This is a genomic window from Chryseobacterium sp. Y16C (assembly GCF_022488405.1).
Classification (GTDB): Bacteria; Bacteroidota; Bacteroidia; order Flavobacteriales; family Weeksellaceae; genus Chryseobacterium; species Chryseobacterium geocarposphaerae.
Genome location: NZ_CP092711.1, coordinates 1,184,571 through 1,203,344 on the forward strand (window position 1 = coordinate 1,184,571; position 18,774 = coordinate 1,203,344).

The following is an 18,774-nucleotide window of genomic DNA, read 5'->3' on the forward strand; positions in this document are numbered from 1 at the left end:
TTTTAAAAGTTAGCATTCAATCCAATAGTAAATGTTTTTGGAAGCTTCGATGTAGGAAAATCAGGATCTAATTCTACATTATTAGCTCTCCACAGAATACCAATATTATTTGCGATTGCAGAAACTCGTAAATTTTTTAGGGGAAGCGATTTTAAAATTTGTGGATTCAAACTATAAGAAATAAGTATATCCTGAAGACGGACGTGATCCCCTTTCTCAATCAAGACCTCAGAATTTTTGTAGTAATCATCTGCAAGGATATTTGCTGGATAACTCATTGCAGGAACATTTGTCTGAAGTTCGTCTCCCGGTTTTTGCCATCTATTATAAAAATCTCCATGCGAACCATAATAGCTATATAATGCAGAATACATTATACTATTCCTTTTAAAGTAATAACCAAAACGATAAGTGATATTAAATGATAGCTCAATACCATTATAATTGAAAGTGTTTCTAAGGGCTCCAAAATATGGTGGTAGTGCATTACCATTGTATATCAAATTTTGTTCTGGATCTAATGCTAATTGTTGTGTAATTTTTGAATAATCAGTAGATGCAAGACCATCAATGTAACCCCGCCCTTGTCCGGTTTGTGGATCTAGCCCTGCCCAAGGATATGAGTAAATACCGAACAAAGGTCTACCAACAACAGGTGAATACGTTGAGGGATTTCTATAAACACTGTTATCGCTTAGAAAATTACTTAACGAGGTTGGGCGTTGATATGCTGTGATTTTATTTTTGGCAATTGAAAACAGAGCTGTCGTATTCCATTTAAGCTTCCCATTGATATTATTGGAATTAAGCTCGACGTCTATTCCATTTCCTGACATATCTGCAACATTTCCTCTATAAGATGAAAAACCAGTAGTTGGATCGATTGCTCCGTTGCCAATCAAATCGTCACCTTTTCGGTTATAGTACTCGATACTTCCAGTAAAACGATTATTTTTTGTTCCGAAATCTATTCCAATATTCCACATTCTGTTTTTTTCCCATCTTAAATTTTTATTAGGAGGATTTAGTAATGTTGCCGCAGGAAGACGATTAAAACTATTGTATGTAATCATTGCGGTTGTATAGGCTGTTATAGATCTATCCACGTTACCACTATAACCAAATGTTGATCTTAAACTTAAATTTGGAAGCCATTTTACATCATAAAATTTTTCTTTGTTAATATTCCATTTTCCACCAACGGACCAAAGCGGTACAGATTTTTGATTTGTTCTTACTCCAAAAAGATTAGATTGATCAATCCTTGCACTTGCAGATAAAACATAGCGTAGGTCATAATTATAACCTGCATTGATATAATAAGATCGCAATCGATTTAGCGTTTCTGAATAATCATTACCTTGCGGAATAAGGTTGGTAAAGCTTGTTCCATATAATGGAAATTCATTCAGGTAATCGACTGTAACGCTTGAACCAACATTTGGATCGAAACCATATAAACTAGCCGAAGTGCCATTTGATCTAGTTTCTCTAACTTCAAAACCAGCAATAGCATTTACCTGATGTTTATTCCATCTTTGATCAAAATTCAACTGAAAACGACCATTCAGGGCATTTAATTCACTGTTAGTATTATCAAGCTTACCTCCTAAAGGTATATTACGTTTTATTAAACCATTGGAAAAAGTTGTATATTGATTAATCTGACCCCGCATAAAATAACTCCCTTCATCATAAAAATTACGAATCTTGCCAAGCTGATTCTCGTATTGAAATCTCGCTTCGGCAGTTAAAGACTGTAAAATCATGTATTTCACTGCTACATTAATCCGTGTTTCAGATTGCTTAATTTTATTCTCTTGATAATTCAGTTCATTCAACGGAATAAAATCCCAATTAAGTAAGCCATCTGAAAGTGCTTTTTGCTTTAATACATTACTAAAATCTTTTGTTATAATTGAGGGATTTCCTTGATCATCGACTAACCTTGCGTATGGATACATTTGTTCCTGTCCCATATTGCTAAGCATCGAAATAACATTAGAAGCAGACTGGTTATTTTGGTTATAGGAAAGCCCTGCCGAAAGCTCCAATTTTTCAATTGGTCGGAAAACCTGATTACTGTTAAGGCTAACACGGCTAAAGTCGTTACCCTTTTCTGAATTTTGATTTTTATCAAATCCTGCTGAAAAATAGTAGGTATATTTATTTGTACCGCCGTTTAAATTTAAGGCATACTGCTGTTTAACACTCTGCTGGTACAGGTATTTACTCATGTCTCTTCTCAGATCGCCACTGCGTAGGGCATCAATCTGTGTGTTTGCCTGCTGTTCCGTTATTAGCCCGTTTTTCTGATCATTCAAAATACTTACAACTGGTGAATATGGACGATTGTCAGCAGTATTACTGATAATGGTATTGTAAAAACCCTTGTCAAAAAGCATCTTTTCAATATCAATGAAGTCCGTCGGTTTGATCTGTGGAATATAATTAAGGTCCGGTTTCTGTCCTATGGTAACATTTGAGGTAAAACCAATATTCATCGGTTCGTCTGCTCGTCCTTTTTTAGTTTTAATCACGATCACACCATTACCAGCCCTTACGCCCCAAATGGAAGCTGCGGCAGCATCTTTCAAAATGTCAATATCCTCAATATCGTTCGGATTGATATTGTTGATGTCCCCTTCATACGGAAAATTATCGACAACAATCAGCGGTTGATCGTTTCCAAATATAGTAGCCTGTCCCCTGATAGTAAGCTTCGGAGAACCTGAACGCTCATCGAATAATATTGATGGCGCTATACCCTTTAGTCTGCTGATAACGTCAGTTGAAACCTGACGGTTAAAGGTCGCATTATCGATTTTTGAAAAAGAGCCTGTTGCCCTTTCCTTTGGAATGGACTGATACCCACTGGCAACAACACTCACCTCTTCGATCCGGTTGTCATTTGTTGTCAACACAATGCTGCCCGCATTTTTAGCAGCTACCTCAATACGTCCATATCCCAAATAGGATATCAGTAGTTCAGATCCTGAAAATTCATCTGGTATCTCAAAAAAACCTGAACCATCAGAAGTTGTGACAAAGTTGGTTCCCTTTACCTGTACCGTAGCACCTGCAAGCGGATTACCATGTTCATCGACGATCCTGCCTTTTATTGTTTCCTTTTTTTTTAAATCTGAAACCTTTTTTTCCTTTAAAATGATAATGCCGTCCGCAATCTCGTATGTCACGGGTTGATCGGCAAAAAGAGCTTTTAAAGTTTCCTCTATTGAGGCTCCTCTTAAATTTACAGTTATCGGCTTGACCTTTTTGAGCAGATCTTTATTGTACGCAAAATCATATTTTGTCGATTTCCGAATTTCGGACATTGCAGTAGATAGCGGCGCTCTCTGCAATGAGAGATTGATCTGTTGCGCCTTTATCGCAGTACTGCTGGCAAGTAGCATAAAGAATAACGTACTCTTTATGCCAGTGCGCAGAAGTTTTCTCCGATTGGAAAACATATCCATCGACGGAGGGATGTTTTCCTTCTTGGAAAAATCATGTTTTTTCATAGATTTGTATAGGGTTAAATAGTATTTTAGTTGCTCAAAACTTCGATATAGACCCAATCGCCGGAGTGCGCTAACACTCCGGCATCTTTTTTTGGGCCAACATATGAAACTATAATTCTTTAATTTTTGATCTGGACCCTCCTTCCCGTAACTTTAAATTGTAAATCTGTAATTTTTTCAAGTGTATGTAGCACGCTTGACAGTTTTTTCTCCCTGTTGATGGTTCCGACAACTTTGGTATCTGGAATAGTGCTAAAATCCACATCAATATCATACCAGCGTTCAAGCTGCCTAAAAACCTCTTTCAACGAAGTACCGTCAAATTGAAAATCACTCACAGTCCAGGCCGTGAACGCTTCGGTATCCACATTATTGATGGTAAATACGGATGATTGTGCTGTTAACTTCCCTTGCTGCCCCGGTTTTAATAGGACTGGTTTATCATCCTGCTTACTCGTGAGTACAACACTTCCACTTACCAAAGTAGTAATGATTGCAGGTTCATTGTCATAAGAATTTATGTTGAATTTTGTCCCTAGGACTTTCAATTTCTGATCTCGTGATATAACAATGAAAGGTTTATCTGGCTTGTGCGTTACTTCAAAGTACCCCTCTCCCTGAAGCTCTACTGACCTTTCTTTTCCCGTAAACTTTGTAGGATATTTTAACTTTGATTCGGCATTCAACCAGACCTGTGTACCATCCGCTAATACCGTTTTGTACTGTCCTTTTCGGGGTGTCGTGAGCGTCGCATATTGCACAGAAGCCTGTGAAACAGTTTTCCCATCAACGTAGGTAGTACCATCTGCATCAATTTTTACTGTTTTACCATCAAGGTCGATAACTCTCCCATCGTCAAAAGTCAGTGTCGCCTGATCCTTTCCTGGATCAATGTCAGCCATTGCCACATCAACTTTTTCATCACTAACATTTCTGGACTGATAATATCTGTAAAGAAGTATGGTAAGCGAAAAAAACAACAATATCGAAGCAGCCGCAGTCCAGATAGTGATCCGTCTGTAACGGGATTGACGTTGTTTTAAGCGACCATGTAATTTTAGAAGTTCTGAGGAAGTCGTAGCACCTGCAGCATCCCTTTTTAGAAGTTCCCGAGCAACGTGCTCCTTATCTTGTAATTGCTCAAAGAAAGTACGGTTCGCACTGCTCGCGTTGAGCCAGATCTCAATCGTTTTCTCTTCAAGGATGGTCAGATCCTCCCCTCTGACAAACTTCGTTAGAAGCGGAACAATCTTTAACTCCTCAAGGATTCTGTGCTCTTCCATTGGTTTCATTTTAAATAGAAACCGGAAATGCCTATTTGTTGTCTCAAAAAAGTTAAAAAATTATGAATAAATTATTAAAAGTGCAATTCCAGCACCTGAGAGGGATTTTTTTAAAATTGAAAGCGCTCTTGATTTTTGGGTATTTATTGTACTGACAGGGATACCGAGCTCTTCGGATATCTCTTTTGGCGTATCGCCGCTGACAAGCCTGCCCATGATAAGCCGATATGGTTCAGGCAACAGATCAATCGCTCGATAGAGCTCTTCATATACTTCGGTCTGAACAATGTTATCCAGTACATTTTTGTCAAACTCATCCAAATTCTTCGTATACAAATCAAACCGCTTCTGATTTACTTTCTGCTTTTCAATAGTTTTGATACAGCTGTTTCGTACTGAAATATAAAGGAAAGCTTTGATATTTGACATGGTTTCAAATCCTTCCCTTCTGTCATATAGCTTCAGAAATATATCTAGTACAATATCCTTGGAAATTTCCATTCCGATATTCAGAAGTAACCTATCTGCGAAAAATACCAATGAAGAGTGAAACATTGTGAAAATCCGATCAAAAGCCAGTTTATCACCGCTTTGAAACTGGGAAAGCAGTGCCCTTTCGTCGATCAAATTTCGGGATGTCATAACAGGGCAATTGGTAACTCTTGAGTAAAGTTAGAGAATTTTAATTTTATTCAGAAATCTTTATTTACAGATATTCCTGCGATAGAGCTTTTTCAAAGCTTGCTAATTAATAAAGATCCCGTTACTATCTGTATCGATTTTTTGCCTTTTGTCAAAAGTTTTAAGTTTTTATAGGCTTAATTTAGTTTCGATAATTCATTGGACAAAGAAATACAGCGACACTAACCTTTAAACCAGATAACATGTTAACAAAAATTTTCAGAAAACTAATTTGTGCAGTATTTGCAATTATGCTGCTACAGTCATGCGAAAGGGATATGGAAAATTATCCTCAGAACGATCAAACCTCGATAGCAAAAAAATGGTACGAGGATCACGGGAAACCTTTTCCCTTAGATTGGAAAAAAACACAGCTCATAAACGGAAATAAAAGTACCACGCTCGTGGTTCCCGTGCAGGACGGCACAATCCTAGGTTGGGGATATTCCATGCAGCAAAACCTGATTTTTACCATTGAAGGAAATAAAGTAGCCAGCGCCAATAAGGTGAGCCTTTTCGCAGATACAAGAACCGTGGCGGAATTTTCCGAACAGGCTGTTTCTAATTTTGTTAAAAAACAAGTGTATCGAGGTGAAGAGCTTGGAAAAGTATATTATATGGTATATGATCTTAATGATACCTTGTTGTACAGCCAATCACTTGACTCAAGTGGGCTGAAAATGGTAAACCTTCAATTGAAGACTAAGGATGTCGATACCAACGTAAACAAAGAAAACAGCAAACCTGACACCAGTAAAAATATACCTGTTGTATGCAGCGAGTGGTATCTGGTACAGTACTACGATGATGGTACCGAATATTGGACTTATCTATATACAACGTGCAGCGGTACAGCAACCGGAGGTGGCGGCGGAGGAGGCGGTGGTAATCATGGAGGTGGTAGTGGAGGCACTTCAAGTACATCTTTCGTGGTAGCTGCACCTATAACCACTATTGACATTCAGGAGCGATTGAAATGTTTCAACAATGTGGTAAATGATGCTAATACAAAATACAAGGTGACTTTAAATGCACATAGAATAGACCTTAATTCTGATAAACCTGGTCACGCTTTTCTAACAATTGAAAAATCAAACGGTACTCAGCTTCAAAGGCTTTCTTATGGATTCTACCCGCAATCTGGTCCATCGGCGGCTACCATGCTGCCAGTTACCAGTGCAATGGGGGAAGAATCGAGTGATTATAAGCGAAAAAGTGATGCAAGATATAGTTTGTCTGTCACCAAGGCGCAATTCGACGCAATCATAAGCCAATCTATTGCCCTATCGAAAGTCCCCTATGACCTCAATGATAACAACTGTACACATTATGCTACCGATGTTTTTAATTTACTTCTACCAAGTAACGGACAGTTAAACAATAATGGATTTTTAACACCAGATGGCGTATACACATATTTAGCAAATTTAAAACAGGCGGGCAATCCAAATGTCACATTAGGTCGGATTGATCCTCCAACTAGCACGAATTGTCAATAAAGGATATGAAAAGAAAATTTATTATAGGAATTGTACTATCTGTTCTGGTGATACCCAATACACCGGTTATAGGTACGGAGATACTTAAGGCCATTGATGGTGACCATTTTCGGTATGCTAATGCAAACGCTTCTTTTACCGGTATAGAGTACATGGAGGTTTTTCACCCTTGGATGAGCAAGTGGGTAACATTTGGATTTATCGAGGCTACGAGACCGGAAATGGCCAATATGGAAATTTTTAGGTTGTATAGAATTAACCCGTTTTGTTTTTGGCGTTGGCGTTATTATTTAACCGTAAGCAAAAATTTCGAATACCGCGACTGGGAAAAAATAAAGCCGAACAGAGTTCCCTTTAAACCATTGAATAAATGGCAGGACTTCTGACTTTTTCTAATAAAAACCAGTCAAAGTAATATCATGCAATAAATGAGCTCAATGGACTTTCAAAACTCAGATAATGCAAATCGCCCGCAACTGAACTAAAAGCTATGAAGAGGAAAACAATTAGAATGATGAGGAAAACAATTATTATAGTGCTAGGCATTATGATCCTACTTCCCAATGTGCCTTTTATTGGAAAGGATATTCATCGCTGGTTAGATGAGGGATATTTCAGATACTCCAATCTTGATGGCTCATACAGGATAACCACAGATTTTGGTTTTAAAAGCCCCGGATTCTCAACTTTTGGTTTTGAATATTGGATTAAAGAGACATCTCCAGCCAAAGAGAACCAGAGGCTTTACAGATTGTACAAGATTAATCCACTGTGTTTTTGGCGATGGAGCTATTATCTTAGGCATAGTATCCATTTAGATTATATGGACCCCAGTGTCATTGAAAAGAATATCGAAAAAAAACAGACAACGCCAAAGTAATGTGGCATCGGGCATCATCAAATATTAGCTAGATCATAATCTTAAAAACTCCCAAGAAATGGGAGTTTTTTATGTGATTAGCTCCATAAAAAAATGCACCTTTAAAAGATGCGTTTAAAAACTAATAACCATGAAACGTATTAAAACCATAAGTGGCCTCAAACGTGTATTTGAAATATACTATATTTTGTATGTTGACAAATAATTATTGACCATTGAACGACCTGAGCGAAGGTTCTCAATTTTCAGGTGCAAATTTAAGCATTAATTTCAGATCAGCCTACGGGTTTCCGTAATGGCATTAAAATCATTTTTCTTTATCAATACCTTAACATCCTTTTTCCGGGAAGACCAACCGCAATCTCCTACGTTTAAGATACCCGAAAGGTCATGCTAACATCTTCCTTTTCCACAAACCATTTCCTGAAATTATGTCTCGGACTGACAGACAAAGTGAAAAAAAATAGACTAATCTCACGACTAGTCTACAATATACTATTAAGATGGTTAGTTAACACATTACCAATATAAGAAATTTAAAGCTTAATCGTAAATTCCATCGCTTTTTTTGGATATACGGTTGTAGAAAGATATCCATTTGCAGGATTACGTACATACTCAAAATAGTCTTTCATGGAAGGTTGAAATCCCTGAACATCATCCACAAGGATCACGGCGCCCTTTTTCAATTTCGGCTCGATCAGCTTGAATACCGCATATACCATGTCCGGCCATCCATCAAGAAGAACAAAATCCCATTCCACATCCAGATCCTTTAAAGTCTGCATCGCATCCCCTTCCAAAATCTCTACATGCTCATGGACACCTGCTTCAATGAGGTTTTGCCGGGCAATTTTAACCTTATGGGGTAAGTACTCCGTTGAAATAACTCTACCTCCGTTGTCCTTCGCGGCTTTTGCAAGATAAATCGCAGAAATTCCAAAAGATGTTCCAAATTCCAGGATATTTTTCGCATTCAGTGCTCTCGCCTGCATATAGATAAAGGTACCCTGATACGGTAATATCGGTATATATTTATCCTCATAAAAGCTTTCATTTTCTGTTTTCCAGTCTATTCCTTTACCAAAGAACTTAAATGCTTTGGGCATGAAATGAAAAACCATAGACCAGCCCTGCTTGAGAGCTTCCTTATACAGCCTAGCCAATGTATTTTCAGCTCTGCTATCGTGTAGAACTTCAAAAAGTTCTGGGGTTACTTTGGGCATATCACTTCCTTAAATTAAGTTATTAAGAACTATTCTAAATAATAAAAGTAAAAAATATAATGCAGATAATGCTTATATACCCTAAAAAGTCCTTCTAATCCGCTTACATCATCATTAGGGTCTGAAATAGATCTATTGTTGCTGTATTCTATTTGCAGTAACATTAACTCTCTAATACACACAATCATATTCTGTATAATCTCCTAAAAGAAAAAGCTGTGTTAATAAATAAACACAGCTTTTCAACCATTTTCTATACAATCTAATCCTTATTTTTATTTGCTCAAATCTCTGAGAGCTTTGACCGCATCATGGCTCGCTTGGATACCACCCTGTTGTTTTAATAAAACTTCACGAACATCTTCTCCGAGCTCATTTTCCTGCAGTGCGTCTTTGTATGCCTTTTTAATCGCATCTTCCCCACGTTCACATTCTTCCAGAATACTGTGAAGGTCACTACCGCCAAAAGTTGCCTTTATATCGATCCAAGCGCGATGTAATGTTCCAAGGACCGTATTCCCGTCTTCGGGAACTTCACCCTTGCTTCCCACAAGTCCGGCAAGCTCTGTAATATTGCTTCGGCTTTGTGAGGCGAATTTTTCAAAGGCAGCTTTAAGATCTATGTTTTCGGCATTAATGTCCCTGATAGCTTTTTCAAAGCCTTCAGCTCTATCATTGTTGATCTCTATTAAATCATTTAAGACTTCTATAATTTTGTGATTTTCCATTCCTATCTGTTTTTCTAAATAACCAATCCTCAAAACAATTTGTTTAAAATTTCTTCAAAAGAATCTAAAAACGTTTTCTGGGAAGTCCTATTTCATGCTCCTGCGGATAAGGGGCCCTGAAAGTCATACTTACATCTTCCCGAATCCGCTGTTGCGCTTCATATTTCTTCTCTTCATCATGGGAATACCGCGGGTCAGGTATAAATGGCATCTTTGCCATTTTGGTGATCGTAATTGTCGGAAAATGGAAATCAACTTCCACAATTCCCAATAATAGATAGCATCCCCCACCCTGAAATGGATATTTTTCAAGGCAGTCAGCAAAATGAGCTGTATCAAAATAGTTTCCCTGAACATCTATCCAGGTACCAAAGTACATTGTTCCCCTTTTTGTAGGAACATGTTTCCTTGAAATCAGATAGGCAAGCATCTTCACCTGCTTTTTGTGATGTTCTGTAAGATCTTTGGCCATAACAGTTCCCCTGTACTTCGTCTGAAGTAGATCGAAAGGTGTACAGGATACCGGAAAACTTAAAATCTCGATTTCATCGAAAGCATCCTCAAACACATTTCTTTTTAACTCCGGAAATTTGTATTCCTTGATCGGTTCTTCAAAAAGAGTCTGAAATCTTTTCTCTGGTTTAAAATCCCCCAGTAGAATGCGCGCTTTGAGCAATAGTTCATTCTTTGGAACACCTGAAAAACGGAATGCTCCAATAAAGATCAACGTCTGCAAAGTCTCAATACCAATTGGAACTCTCTTGATAAAATCTTCCATTGACCTATACTCCCCATTTGCCTTTCTTTCCTTTGGTATCAGCTGAGCAAATTTCGATTCAACTTTTTCAAGCAGCATCAGTCCCAGATATATTTCCTCTCCATAAATCGTTGTTTCGTACTCGCTTTTATTGACACATGGATTCAATATAACACCCCCTGACATCCTTGCCTCGTGTACATAGACCTCTGTCCTATAGAAACCGCCCATATTATTTATCGCCGAAACCATAAACTCCAATGGATAATAAACTTTCAGGTACAGCGATTGATAACTCTCTACTGCATAAGAAGCTGAGTGAGCCTTACAGAATGAATACCCTGCAAAAGATTCTATCTGTCTATAAATTTCCCGGCTCAGTTCCTCTGGATGCCCTTGTTTTCTGCAAGATGCAAAAAAATCGTCCTTAACTTTTTGAAGTGCACTTAAAGACCTACCTTTTCCGCTCATAGCTCTTCTCAGTATATCTCCATCGGCAGCAGACACCCCACCATAATGAAGCGCAATCTTGATCACGTCTTCCTGGTATACCATGATGCCGTAAGTATCTCCTAGCTGCTTCTCAAAGACAGGATGGAAATACTCAAACTTGTCAGGATTGTTATGTCTAAAAATATACTCGTGCATCATTCCCGATTGGGCAACACCGGGACGAATAATGGAAGAGGCGGCTACCAAAACTTTATAGTTATTACATTTCAATCTGCGCAATAATCCCCGCATTGCAGGAGATTCAATATAGAAGCAACCTATCGTTCGCCCTTGGCTCAAATATTCATTACATTTTACTTCATCTTTGGAAATAGTGGTATCCTTAATATTTACCTTAATTCCCCTCTTCTCTTCTAAAAGCCTGACCGTATCGTTGATGGTACCTAGCCCTCTTTGAGATAAGATATCAAACTTTTCAAAACCGATCTCCTCGGCAACGTGCATATCCCACTGCACGATAGGAAACCCTTTGGGAGGCATTTCAAGGGCCGTAAAGTTTGTGAGTGGTTCCTCGGAAATAATAATCCCGCAGGAATGCATACTCCGCTGGTTAGGAAATTTTTCAAGCAGCTTCCCATACTTCTGCACCTGCTTTACTATATCGTCCCGAAATACACGCTCTGGATATTTGCTGAGCTCGTCAAGTTCCTCCTTTGGAAGTCCAAATGCTTTTCCAACTTCCCGAATGATCGAACGGTATTTGAATTCGACATTGGTTCCGCAAAAAGCAACATACTCCTTACCATAACGGTTAAAAATATAATCAAGGATGATATCACGCTCCTGCCAGCTCCAGTCAATGTCAAAGTCAGGCGGACTTTTCCGGTTAAGATTCAGAAATCGTTCAAAATACAGATCGAGCTCTATGGGGCATATATCGGTAATTTCCAAGCAGTACGCAACAATAGAGTTCGCTCCACTCCCACGCCCAACATGCATAAAGCCCATACTGTTGCTATATCGGATGATATCCCAAGTGATAAGAAAGTACCCACTAAAGTTTAGTTCATCAATTACCTTTAGTTCCTTTTCGATTCGCTTAGTTGCTACCTCGTGATTTCTACCGTACCGTCTTTCCAATCCTGCATAAGCTAAACGGGTCAGAAGTTTAAGGTCATCGGCCTTTGTACCTGTATAATGTTTTCTATTTCTGGGTGTGGAAAACACAAAATCAAAGCTGCATTTTGAAAGTAATTTTTGCGTATTCTGAATAATTTCAGGATAGTGACGATAAATTCTATGTATTGAATCCACAGAACGAAAATATTCTGATTTCCTGCACACTTCTTTTTCTGCAAGCTTGGAAAGCAAGGTATTGTTATCAATGGCGCGTAAAATCCGATGTAGGTTATATTCTTTTTTTGTGCTGAAAGTAATGGGACAAAGAATAACCATTTTAGATAACAGCTTGTTATATTCCGGTCTTATCAACAGATTTATTTCATCTTCATAGATTCCTACATATTCATTTTCTTGAAGGTTGTCCGGAATATTGCTCAGTGGATATAGGATAAAGTTGTAGGCTAATTCCGGTTGCAATGGTAAATCAATCTTATCGCAATTATAAGAAGTCAGCATTTTGTTTACTTCGGCAAGCCCACTAAACTCTTTTGCAATTGCTATATAGTATAATTCACTTCCGTTGCGCACCTCAACACCAACAATCGGGCGGATATTATTTTCTTCGCATTTCTTTTTAAATTCATAAACTCCGGTCACCGTATTTATATCTGTCAGAACAAGTTCCTTTACCCCCAGTGCTAAAGCCTGAGAAATAAGGTCGTCTATGGATAACGTGCCATAACGAAGACTGTGAAAGGAATGACAATTTAAAAACATACTTGTACATGCTAACGTGAAAAATTGAACCCAACAGCCCGTCCAACCGCATCTTTACCAAAACGGTTCTTGATATTATCCATCGCCTGGTATAAGCTGATAAGCTCCGCATTATCTTCAAAAAGATTCATCTGATAACTCCCGTGAACAAGGTCCGTAAATCGCAAACCAACCAAACGGAGCCGCATACGTCTTGTGTAAATCTTATCAAATAGTTCCAGTGCAACTCTCGCTAAGGTGTGGTCAGAGGATGTGTAACTCACCCTGCATTGTTTGGATTCGGTGTCAAAGTTTGAGTATCTGATCTTGATCACCACGGTTGAGGTCAGCCATTTCTCCTGCCTGAGCTGATGGGCAAGCTGCTCCGCCATTCCTGATATCAGACCTTTTACCTCATAGGTATCCATTGTATCGCTGCTAAATGTCCTTTCTTTGGAAATGGATTTCCTTTCAGAATATGGAATGACAGGAGTTTCATCAATACCGTTTGCTTTCTTCCATAAGTCTGTACCATTTTTGCCGATCATCTGCTGCAGGATCTCTACAGGCATTTCAGAAAGTGTGCCTATGGTTCTAATTCCGACCCTCGAAAATAATTGAAAAGTCGCATTCCCCACCATCGGCATTTTTTTTATTGATAGCGGATTTAGGAAAGATTGTACACCTAAAGATGGTATTTCCCGATGTCCGTGAGGCTTTGATTCGCCAGTTCCTATTTTGCTCACAGTTTTGTTAGTCGATAACGCATAACTTATCGGTAAACCTGTTTCCTTTTCGATCTTTGCCCCAAGCTCATTTGTCCACTTATAAGCGCCGAAAAACTTATCCATTCCGGTCAGATCGAGATAAAATTCATCGATTGAAGCTTTTTCCATCACAGGCGCACTTTCCTCTATAACTTCAGTAACCGTATGGGACATTCTGGAATATAGTTCCATATCCCCTTTGACAACCTTCGCCTGTGGGCAAAGGCGGAGCGCCATTTTCATGGGCATTGCTGATCGCACACCAAAAGTTCGTGCCTCATAGCTACATGAAGAAACTACACCCCTGTCCCCACCACCAATAATCAATGGGATTCCGTTTAAACCGGAATTAACCAATCTCTCACAGGACACGAAAAACGTATCCAGATCTAAATGTACAATCGACCGCTCCATTTTTTTACTAAATTATTTAGCAAATTTGATAAGATTATTCACAAATTACAGTACATTTGTTGTGAAAAATATTCACAAAATGTCAACACTCTCAATTTTAGCGGATAACATAAGGTATTTAAGACTACAGCAAATTCCGGAAATTTCGCAACAGCAGATCGCGGATAGACTGGTTGTGACTAGGGTATCTTATGCAAAATATGAGACCGCAAAGGCTTCACCCCCGTTAGATGTATTATTGGCAATTTCCAGATATTACCATATCAGCACAGATTTATTGCTCACTGTCGATTTAAGAAAATATAAACTGCAGGAGATGTTAAATCTCCCTGATAATAGGATCTTGCTACCTATAAAAACGGATTCAGTTGGGGAAAATAAAATAGAAATAATACCTTACAAAGCTTCAATGGGATACTTAACAGGTTATGCTGACCCTGAGTATATCGAAAGCCTGCAAACTATGTCACTACCTTTCCTTCATAATGGAAAATATAGGGCATTTCCTGCAGAAGGTGATTCCATGCCTCCTTATCAGGATGGCACATATGTGGTGGGTAAATACATTGAAAGTATTGTCGATATCAAAGTCGGTAAAACCCATGTGCTGGTGACCCGATCAGGATTTACCTTCAAACGTATTGAAAGCATAAATACTGATTCCATTACCGTTAGATCAGATAACGAATTTTATGATAGTTACAATATTTTATTTGCTGATGTGTGGGAAATTTGGCAATATGCTGGCAGTTTTTCATCCAAGGAGCAGGAGATTATAGACTTCACTAATCAAGATGTAAAATCAATGCTCATAAAAATGATGCAAGAAATTCGGGAATTAAGAAATATAATAAAACAATGATTTTAGTCTACGCTTGCCTTAAATTAACTACTCCTCAAATTCAGGATTGTAAAAACGTAGATCATGTGTAAAACGTTTACCTTCGATTTTTCCATTTTCATCTTTAACGTAAGATGCATTGTATCCTATTTCTATTAAATGTTTTATATAATTTCTAAAGTTGATACGCCCCATCTTTCCATGACGTCCATCATAAGTAGATGGAGTTAAATTGTAAGAAGAAGTTTTTTTAAATGCAACCAACCGTGCTCCACTGAGTCTGATTACTGTGCGATAGTCAGAAGGAACATAATTTTCTCCGTCATCATACTTTTCATAATAACTCTCAATATAATCATAAGGCTTGTATTCTCCAGAAGCTAATTCAATTAGCTGCTCACTTCCATTATGTGAATAAAATATATGCTCAATATCACCTAGTTCCAGATAAAAATAATTCCACTCAAAAGCGTCACCAAAAGAACAAAAAGACAATCGTATAGGTTTTACAATGTAAGCAATTCCAAAATCAAGCTCCAAAAATCCATCTTCACGCGATGGCTTTGCTCCTTTCAGATCAAGACCTCCTCCATTACTAAAGAACATGTGATTTAACGCTTCAATTCCACCTATTATATTAAAAATATCACAAATGGTCTCTAAATCTGTCCATTCAGCATAAGCAGGCATATTCATTGGAAATAATTTAAATTGAATAGTTCTCCAATCCAAATCATTCTTTTTATAAAAGTCAGCTTGAATAGCATTCCATTCTGTCAGAACTTCAATAAATTTATCAATATCAGGCCTTGATTCTGCATCATTTTCAGTACAAGCAACTAATAAATCTTCAAGTACATTCAAATACATGTCAGGGACATGTTTTCCTAATCCAACAGATCCAGAAGGAGAATACTGTCCCTCAAAACCTTTCTCCCTACCTGTCAATAAGATCCACAAAGTTTTCGCAAGACTATAAACATCAGCCGAAACCCCAAGAGCATTCTCAGGACTATTTCTCATTTCTGGCGCAATGGTCCATCTAGGTCCCAGTGCATTACCAATAATAGTTAGACCTTCCTCCTTATCAGGATAATCAACTAACCCAAAATCACCAACAATAAACCTATCTTGAAAAAAAAGATTTTGTGGTTTAATATCGCGATGTGACACACCTTTTTTATGAAGGACAGAAAGTACTTTCGCTATTTGTAAAACAGCATTTACTTTAACTATTGATGGTTTATCATGCAAATACTTACTGATAGGTTGAACTTTTGGCATTACGTACCACAGATCTTCATCCTGGAAAGTTGCCTGATCAATTATCCGCATTACACCATAATTATCCTGGTTTTCAGTTATAATTTTTATCTCATCTAAAAATCTCTTCCGAGCTGTTTCATGATCTTTTTTTAGCAACTTAATTACTTTTTCGTCACCACTCACTTGGTTTTCAACGGTCCACACTACACTATTGCCTCCGTGAGCAAGTTCTTTAATTAGTTTCCAATTTCCGAAAATTTGTTCCTTGTCGAATACTTTTTTAGGCATTGATTTTATGGCATTATAATTAGTTCGAATCAAATATACACCATAAAACTTTTACTAACATATAAATAACACATATACGAACTTTTTCATTACCTACCTACTCTCACATCCTCGTATTTTTTTCTTTCCGTTTTCAAAGAAACGAGCCACTCTAAATACATCCCTTGCGGCATATTTCTATACCCGATTTTATGGATATGATTGTATTCTTTATTTAATGATGCCAGAAGCTCTTTTGATTTAGGATCAGAACGTTCCACTTTCTGATATTGTTCTTTGTGGGTTTCAGCGCGTAAAATTAACGCTGTTACTAAATTAGGACTGATCTGCAGAGCCCTTTCAGCACACTTGATTGCAAAGGTGCCGTCATTATCCGGAAAAGAACGCTTATAGGCATTTGCCAGATCAACAAGACATAACCCAAGGCTCTCACGATTGTCTAGTGCTTTCATATATACTCCATTTTCAATAGCATTTAAATGGATAAATCCCGAAGCCATCAACCAGGCATCCTGTGGAAAAATACCACTTGTTAACTCTGTATTGTACCAACCGATGGATTTTATATGGTGTTTAATATAAATATGATTTGGAGCCAATGCAAGATTTGCTTCCACACCTAGTTCCTCTGCAAGAATTTTATATAAGTAAGGTAATGAATTACAATTACCTTTTTGCGTTGCCATCAGTTTAGAAACAAAAAGACTTGTCAGATCTTTGTGCCCGAAAACGTCTTGAAAATCATAGGAAAATGGTTTATATTTTATTGTGTCCTGATCTATTAAAATTGGAGTTTCTTCACAAATTACCGAAAAGATTGCAGCATATTTACTTACTGTTTCCTTATCTTTTTCATTATAGGTCAGATCGCGGTTACGAACGATAGTTTTGCAAAAGTTGGCGATAAATTTTATTTTTCTGTCAACTTCAACCGTATCTAGCTTTCCCTGATAATATGCATTTTCTACACTCAGTACAGCAGTCTTAAAACTATATTTCTGTTTATCGTTCAGCATATTATCAATAGTCACATATGCTTCATTATAAAATCGATTTTCCTGTGACTTGACAACACCGGCAACCAAGAAAAATAAAAAGATATAAAAGTGTTTCATAATTTTGATGCCCAAAAAAGAGCAGATTTAAAAATTTGGATCATCTAAATGATCGATGATATCTATTGCAAGTATGTCATCTGGCTTTCGATCATACTGAGAAAGGTAATAATCTATCAAAAAGCCTAATTCTTTAAGTGAACAAAGGCGTTCGTAGGTCATTTCACCATCTTTAACTATGTTTCCCATTCCCCTTTTTGACTTGAAGAACCTGTATATTGTATCAACTCCCACCGAGAACTCTCCATATAGGATTATTTTCTCATAATCTGTATCGCTGAATTCTTCACCGAGTAAATCGTTAATTGTATTTCTTCTGATCGCTTTAATAATTTCAACTAATTTCATGGCTATCTGCATTTTAATTTTTAGTCCACTAGATTCAAATAAAAGAAAAATTCCAATTTGTGCTTGGAATCTTTCACAATCCCATTTTTATACAGATCATTCACTGCTTTAGCATCTAATTCTTTGATAGCAACCTCATTATAAGATTTTACCATTACAATAATATTATAATCTACAACTTTAGATGATTCAACATTTGGTTTATCACTTTTGTATTTACAGGACAAGAATTGTAAGAATCATAAGCGCAATTGTAACTTTATTCATATTACACCGTTTTTTATTCAAAACCCGGATAAATAAAATTATAATGGCCAGTCTTTATTCTATAAACGATTGCGAAAGGGGGTATGACAACTCCTATTTCCGCGTTTTGATTTTCGCCTTCCAGTTTACCTACTTTTGTGAAACTCTCATCATTAATTTTCCATACAAACCAATTAACGGAAACTTTTATTGGTTCCTCTCCAACTTTTTTACCATAATCATTTGTGTCGCGGAATAATACATCGTTTAAAGCTGGATAAACAATGCTTTTTCCTCCCTGTTTAAATAAATCTTGTTTTACTCCAATGTTGATCATAGTATGCGCATGAAAGTCAATATCACCCGCTAACAGTTCGGAAAAAACAGGAATTTCATCAGCGGGATATTCTCTTTTAAATGATCTAATGACATCGCTGTTTAATTGGGTATGGTCATTAGCAACGTATTGAAAATATTTTTTATTTCCATTGTCCAAAGTCACTGAGAATATATCTCCAATCTCTGTTTTTACTCTTTTAGCCATTAATAATAGTGGTATTGTCAGTGTTATTTTGAATACCTA

16 protein-coding genes are annotated in these 18,774 nt (G+C 37.4%); 4 read left to right on the plus strand and 12 right to left on the minus strand.

Annotated elements, in window-relative coordinates; translation table 11 throughout:
• Positions 1-2: 2 nt before the first annotated feature.
• The 3 genes from MKS83_RS05165 to MKS83_RS05175 all read right to left on the minus strand — a co-directional run bounded on the left by MKS83_RS05165 (position 3) and on the right by MKS83_RS05175 (position 5,446).
• The gene (locus tag MKS83_RS05165; protein ID WP_240582269.1) at positions 3-3,521 is read right to left on the minus strand and encodes a SusC/RagA family TonB-linked outer membrane protein; all 3,519 of its coding nucleotides are present in this window, start codon (positions 3,519-3,521) and stop codon (positions 3-5) included.
• Between the two features lie 119 nt (positions 3,522-3,640).
• The gene (locus MKS83_RS05170; protein ID WP_240582270.1) at positions 3,641-4,804 is read right to left on the minus strand and encodes a FecR family protein; all 1,164 of its coding nucleotides are present in this window, start codon (positions 4,802-4,804) and stop codon (positions 3,641-3,643) included.
• Positions 4,805-4,864: 60 nt separating this feature from the next.
• The gene (locus MKS83_RS05175; protein ID WP_240582271.1) at positions 4,865-5,446 is read right to left on the minus strand and encodes an RNA polymerase sigma factor; all 582 of its coding nucleotides are present in this window, start codon (positions 5,444-5,446) and stop codon (positions 4,865-4,867) included.
• 290 nt (positions 5,447-5,736) lie between these two features.
• On the opposite strand from MKS83_RS05175, the gene MKS83_RS05180 reads away from it, so the two are divergent.
• From MKS83_RS05180 to MKS83_RS05190, 3 genes are all read left to right on the plus strand, one after another.
• On the plus strand, positions 5,737-6,984 hold the full coding sequence (locus MKS83_RS05180; protein WP_240582272.1) for a hypothetical protein: 1,248 nt from the start codon (positions 5,737-5,739) through the stop codon (positions 6,982-6,984).
• Between the two features lie 5 nt (positions 6,985-6,989).
• Positions 6,990-7,370, plus strand: a complete 381-nt coding sequence (locus MKS83_RS05185; protein ID WP_240582273.1) for a hypothetical protein — start codon at positions 6,990-6,992, stop codon at positions 7,368-7,370.
• Positions 7,371-7,474: 104 nt separating this feature from the next.
• Positions 7,475-7,864: a hypothetical protein gene (locus tag MKS83_RS05190; RefSeq protein ID WP_240582274.1), complete on the plus strand. Its 390-nt coding sequence runs from the start codon at positions 7,475-7,477 to the stop codon at positions 7,862-7,864.
• 536 nt (positions 7,865-8,400) lie between these two features.
• On the opposite strand, the gene MKS83_RS05195 is transcribed toward MKS83_RS05190, so the two are convergent.
• From MKS83_RS05195 to dinB, 4 genes are all read right to left on the minus strand, one after another.
• Positions 8,401-9,090, minus strand: coding sequence for an O-methyltransferase (locus tag MKS83_RS05195; RefSeq protein WP_240582275.1), 690 nt, complete (start codon positions 9,088-9,090; stop codon positions 8,401-8,403).
• A gap of 275 nt (positions 9,091-9,365) precedes the next feature.
• Entirely contained in the window at positions 9,366-9,851 is a 486-nt protein-coding gene (locus tag MKS83_RS05200) for a PA2169 family four-helix-bundle protein (RefSeq protein ID WP_240582276.1), read from the minus strand.
• Between the two features lie 31 nt (positions 9,852-9,882).
• Complete coding sequence (locus MKS83_RS05205) at positions 9,883-12,927, minus strand: DNA polymerase III subunit alpha (protein ID WP_240582277.1); 3,045 nt, start codon at positions 12,925-12,927, stop codon at positions 9,883-9,885.
• Between the two features lie 11 nt (positions 12,928-12,938).
• Positions 12,939-14,087 carry a DNA polymerase IV gene (gene dinB, locus MKS83_RS05210; RefSeq protein ID WP_214588923.1) on the minus strand — a complete coding sequence of 383 codons (1,149 nt, stop codon included), beginning with the start codon at positions 14,085-14,087 and terminating at the stop codon, positions 12,939-12,941.
• Positions 14,088-14,166: 79 nt separating this feature from the next.
• Here dinB and MKS83_RS05215 point away from each other — a divergent pair, with 79 nt between their 5' ends.
• Positions 14,167-14,949, plus strand: a complete 783-nt coding sequence (locus MKS83_RS05215) for an XRE family transcriptional regulator (RefSeq protein WP_240582278.1) — start codon at positions 14,167-14,169, stop codon at positions 14,947-14,949.
• Between the two features lie 27 nt (positions 14,950-14,976).
• Here the strand turns inward: MKS83_RS05215 and MKS83_RS05220 are convergent, their stop codons facing one another.
• From MKS83_RS05220 to MKS83_RS05235, 5 genes are all read right to left on the minus strand, one after another.
• On the minus strand, positions 14,977-16,482 hold the full coding sequence (locus tag MKS83_RS05220) for a serine/threonine protein kinase (RefSeq protein ID WP_240582279.1): 1,506 nt from the start codon (positions 16,480-16,482) through the stop codon (positions 14,977-14,979).
• A gap of 89 nt (positions 16,483-16,571) precedes the next feature.
• Entirely contained in the window at positions 16,572-17,597 is a 1,026-nt protein-coding gene (locus tag MKS83_RS05225; RefSeq protein WP_240582280.1) for a tetratricopeptide repeat protein, read from the minus strand.
• A 27-nt stretch (positions 17,598-17,624) separates the two neighbouring features.
• Positions 17,625-17,945, minus strand: a complete 321-nt coding sequence (locus MKS83_RS05230) for a hypothetical protein (protein WP_240582281.1) — start codon at positions 17,943-17,945, stop codon at positions 17,625-17,627.
• A 20-nt stretch (positions 17,946-17,965) separates the two neighbouring features.
• Complete coding sequence (locus MKS83_RS22230; RefSeq protein ID WP_262916677.1) at positions 17,966-18,100, minus strand: hypothetical protein; 135 nt, start codon at positions 18,098-18,100, stop codon at positions 17,966-17,968.
• Positions 18,101-18,225: 125 nt separating this feature from the next.
• Complete coding sequence (locus tag MKS83_RS05235; protein ID WP_240582282.1) at positions 18,226-18,735, minus strand: hypothetical protein; 510 nt, start codon at positions 18,733-18,735, stop codon at positions 18,226-18,228.
• Positions 18,736-18,774: the final 39 nt, after the last annotated feature.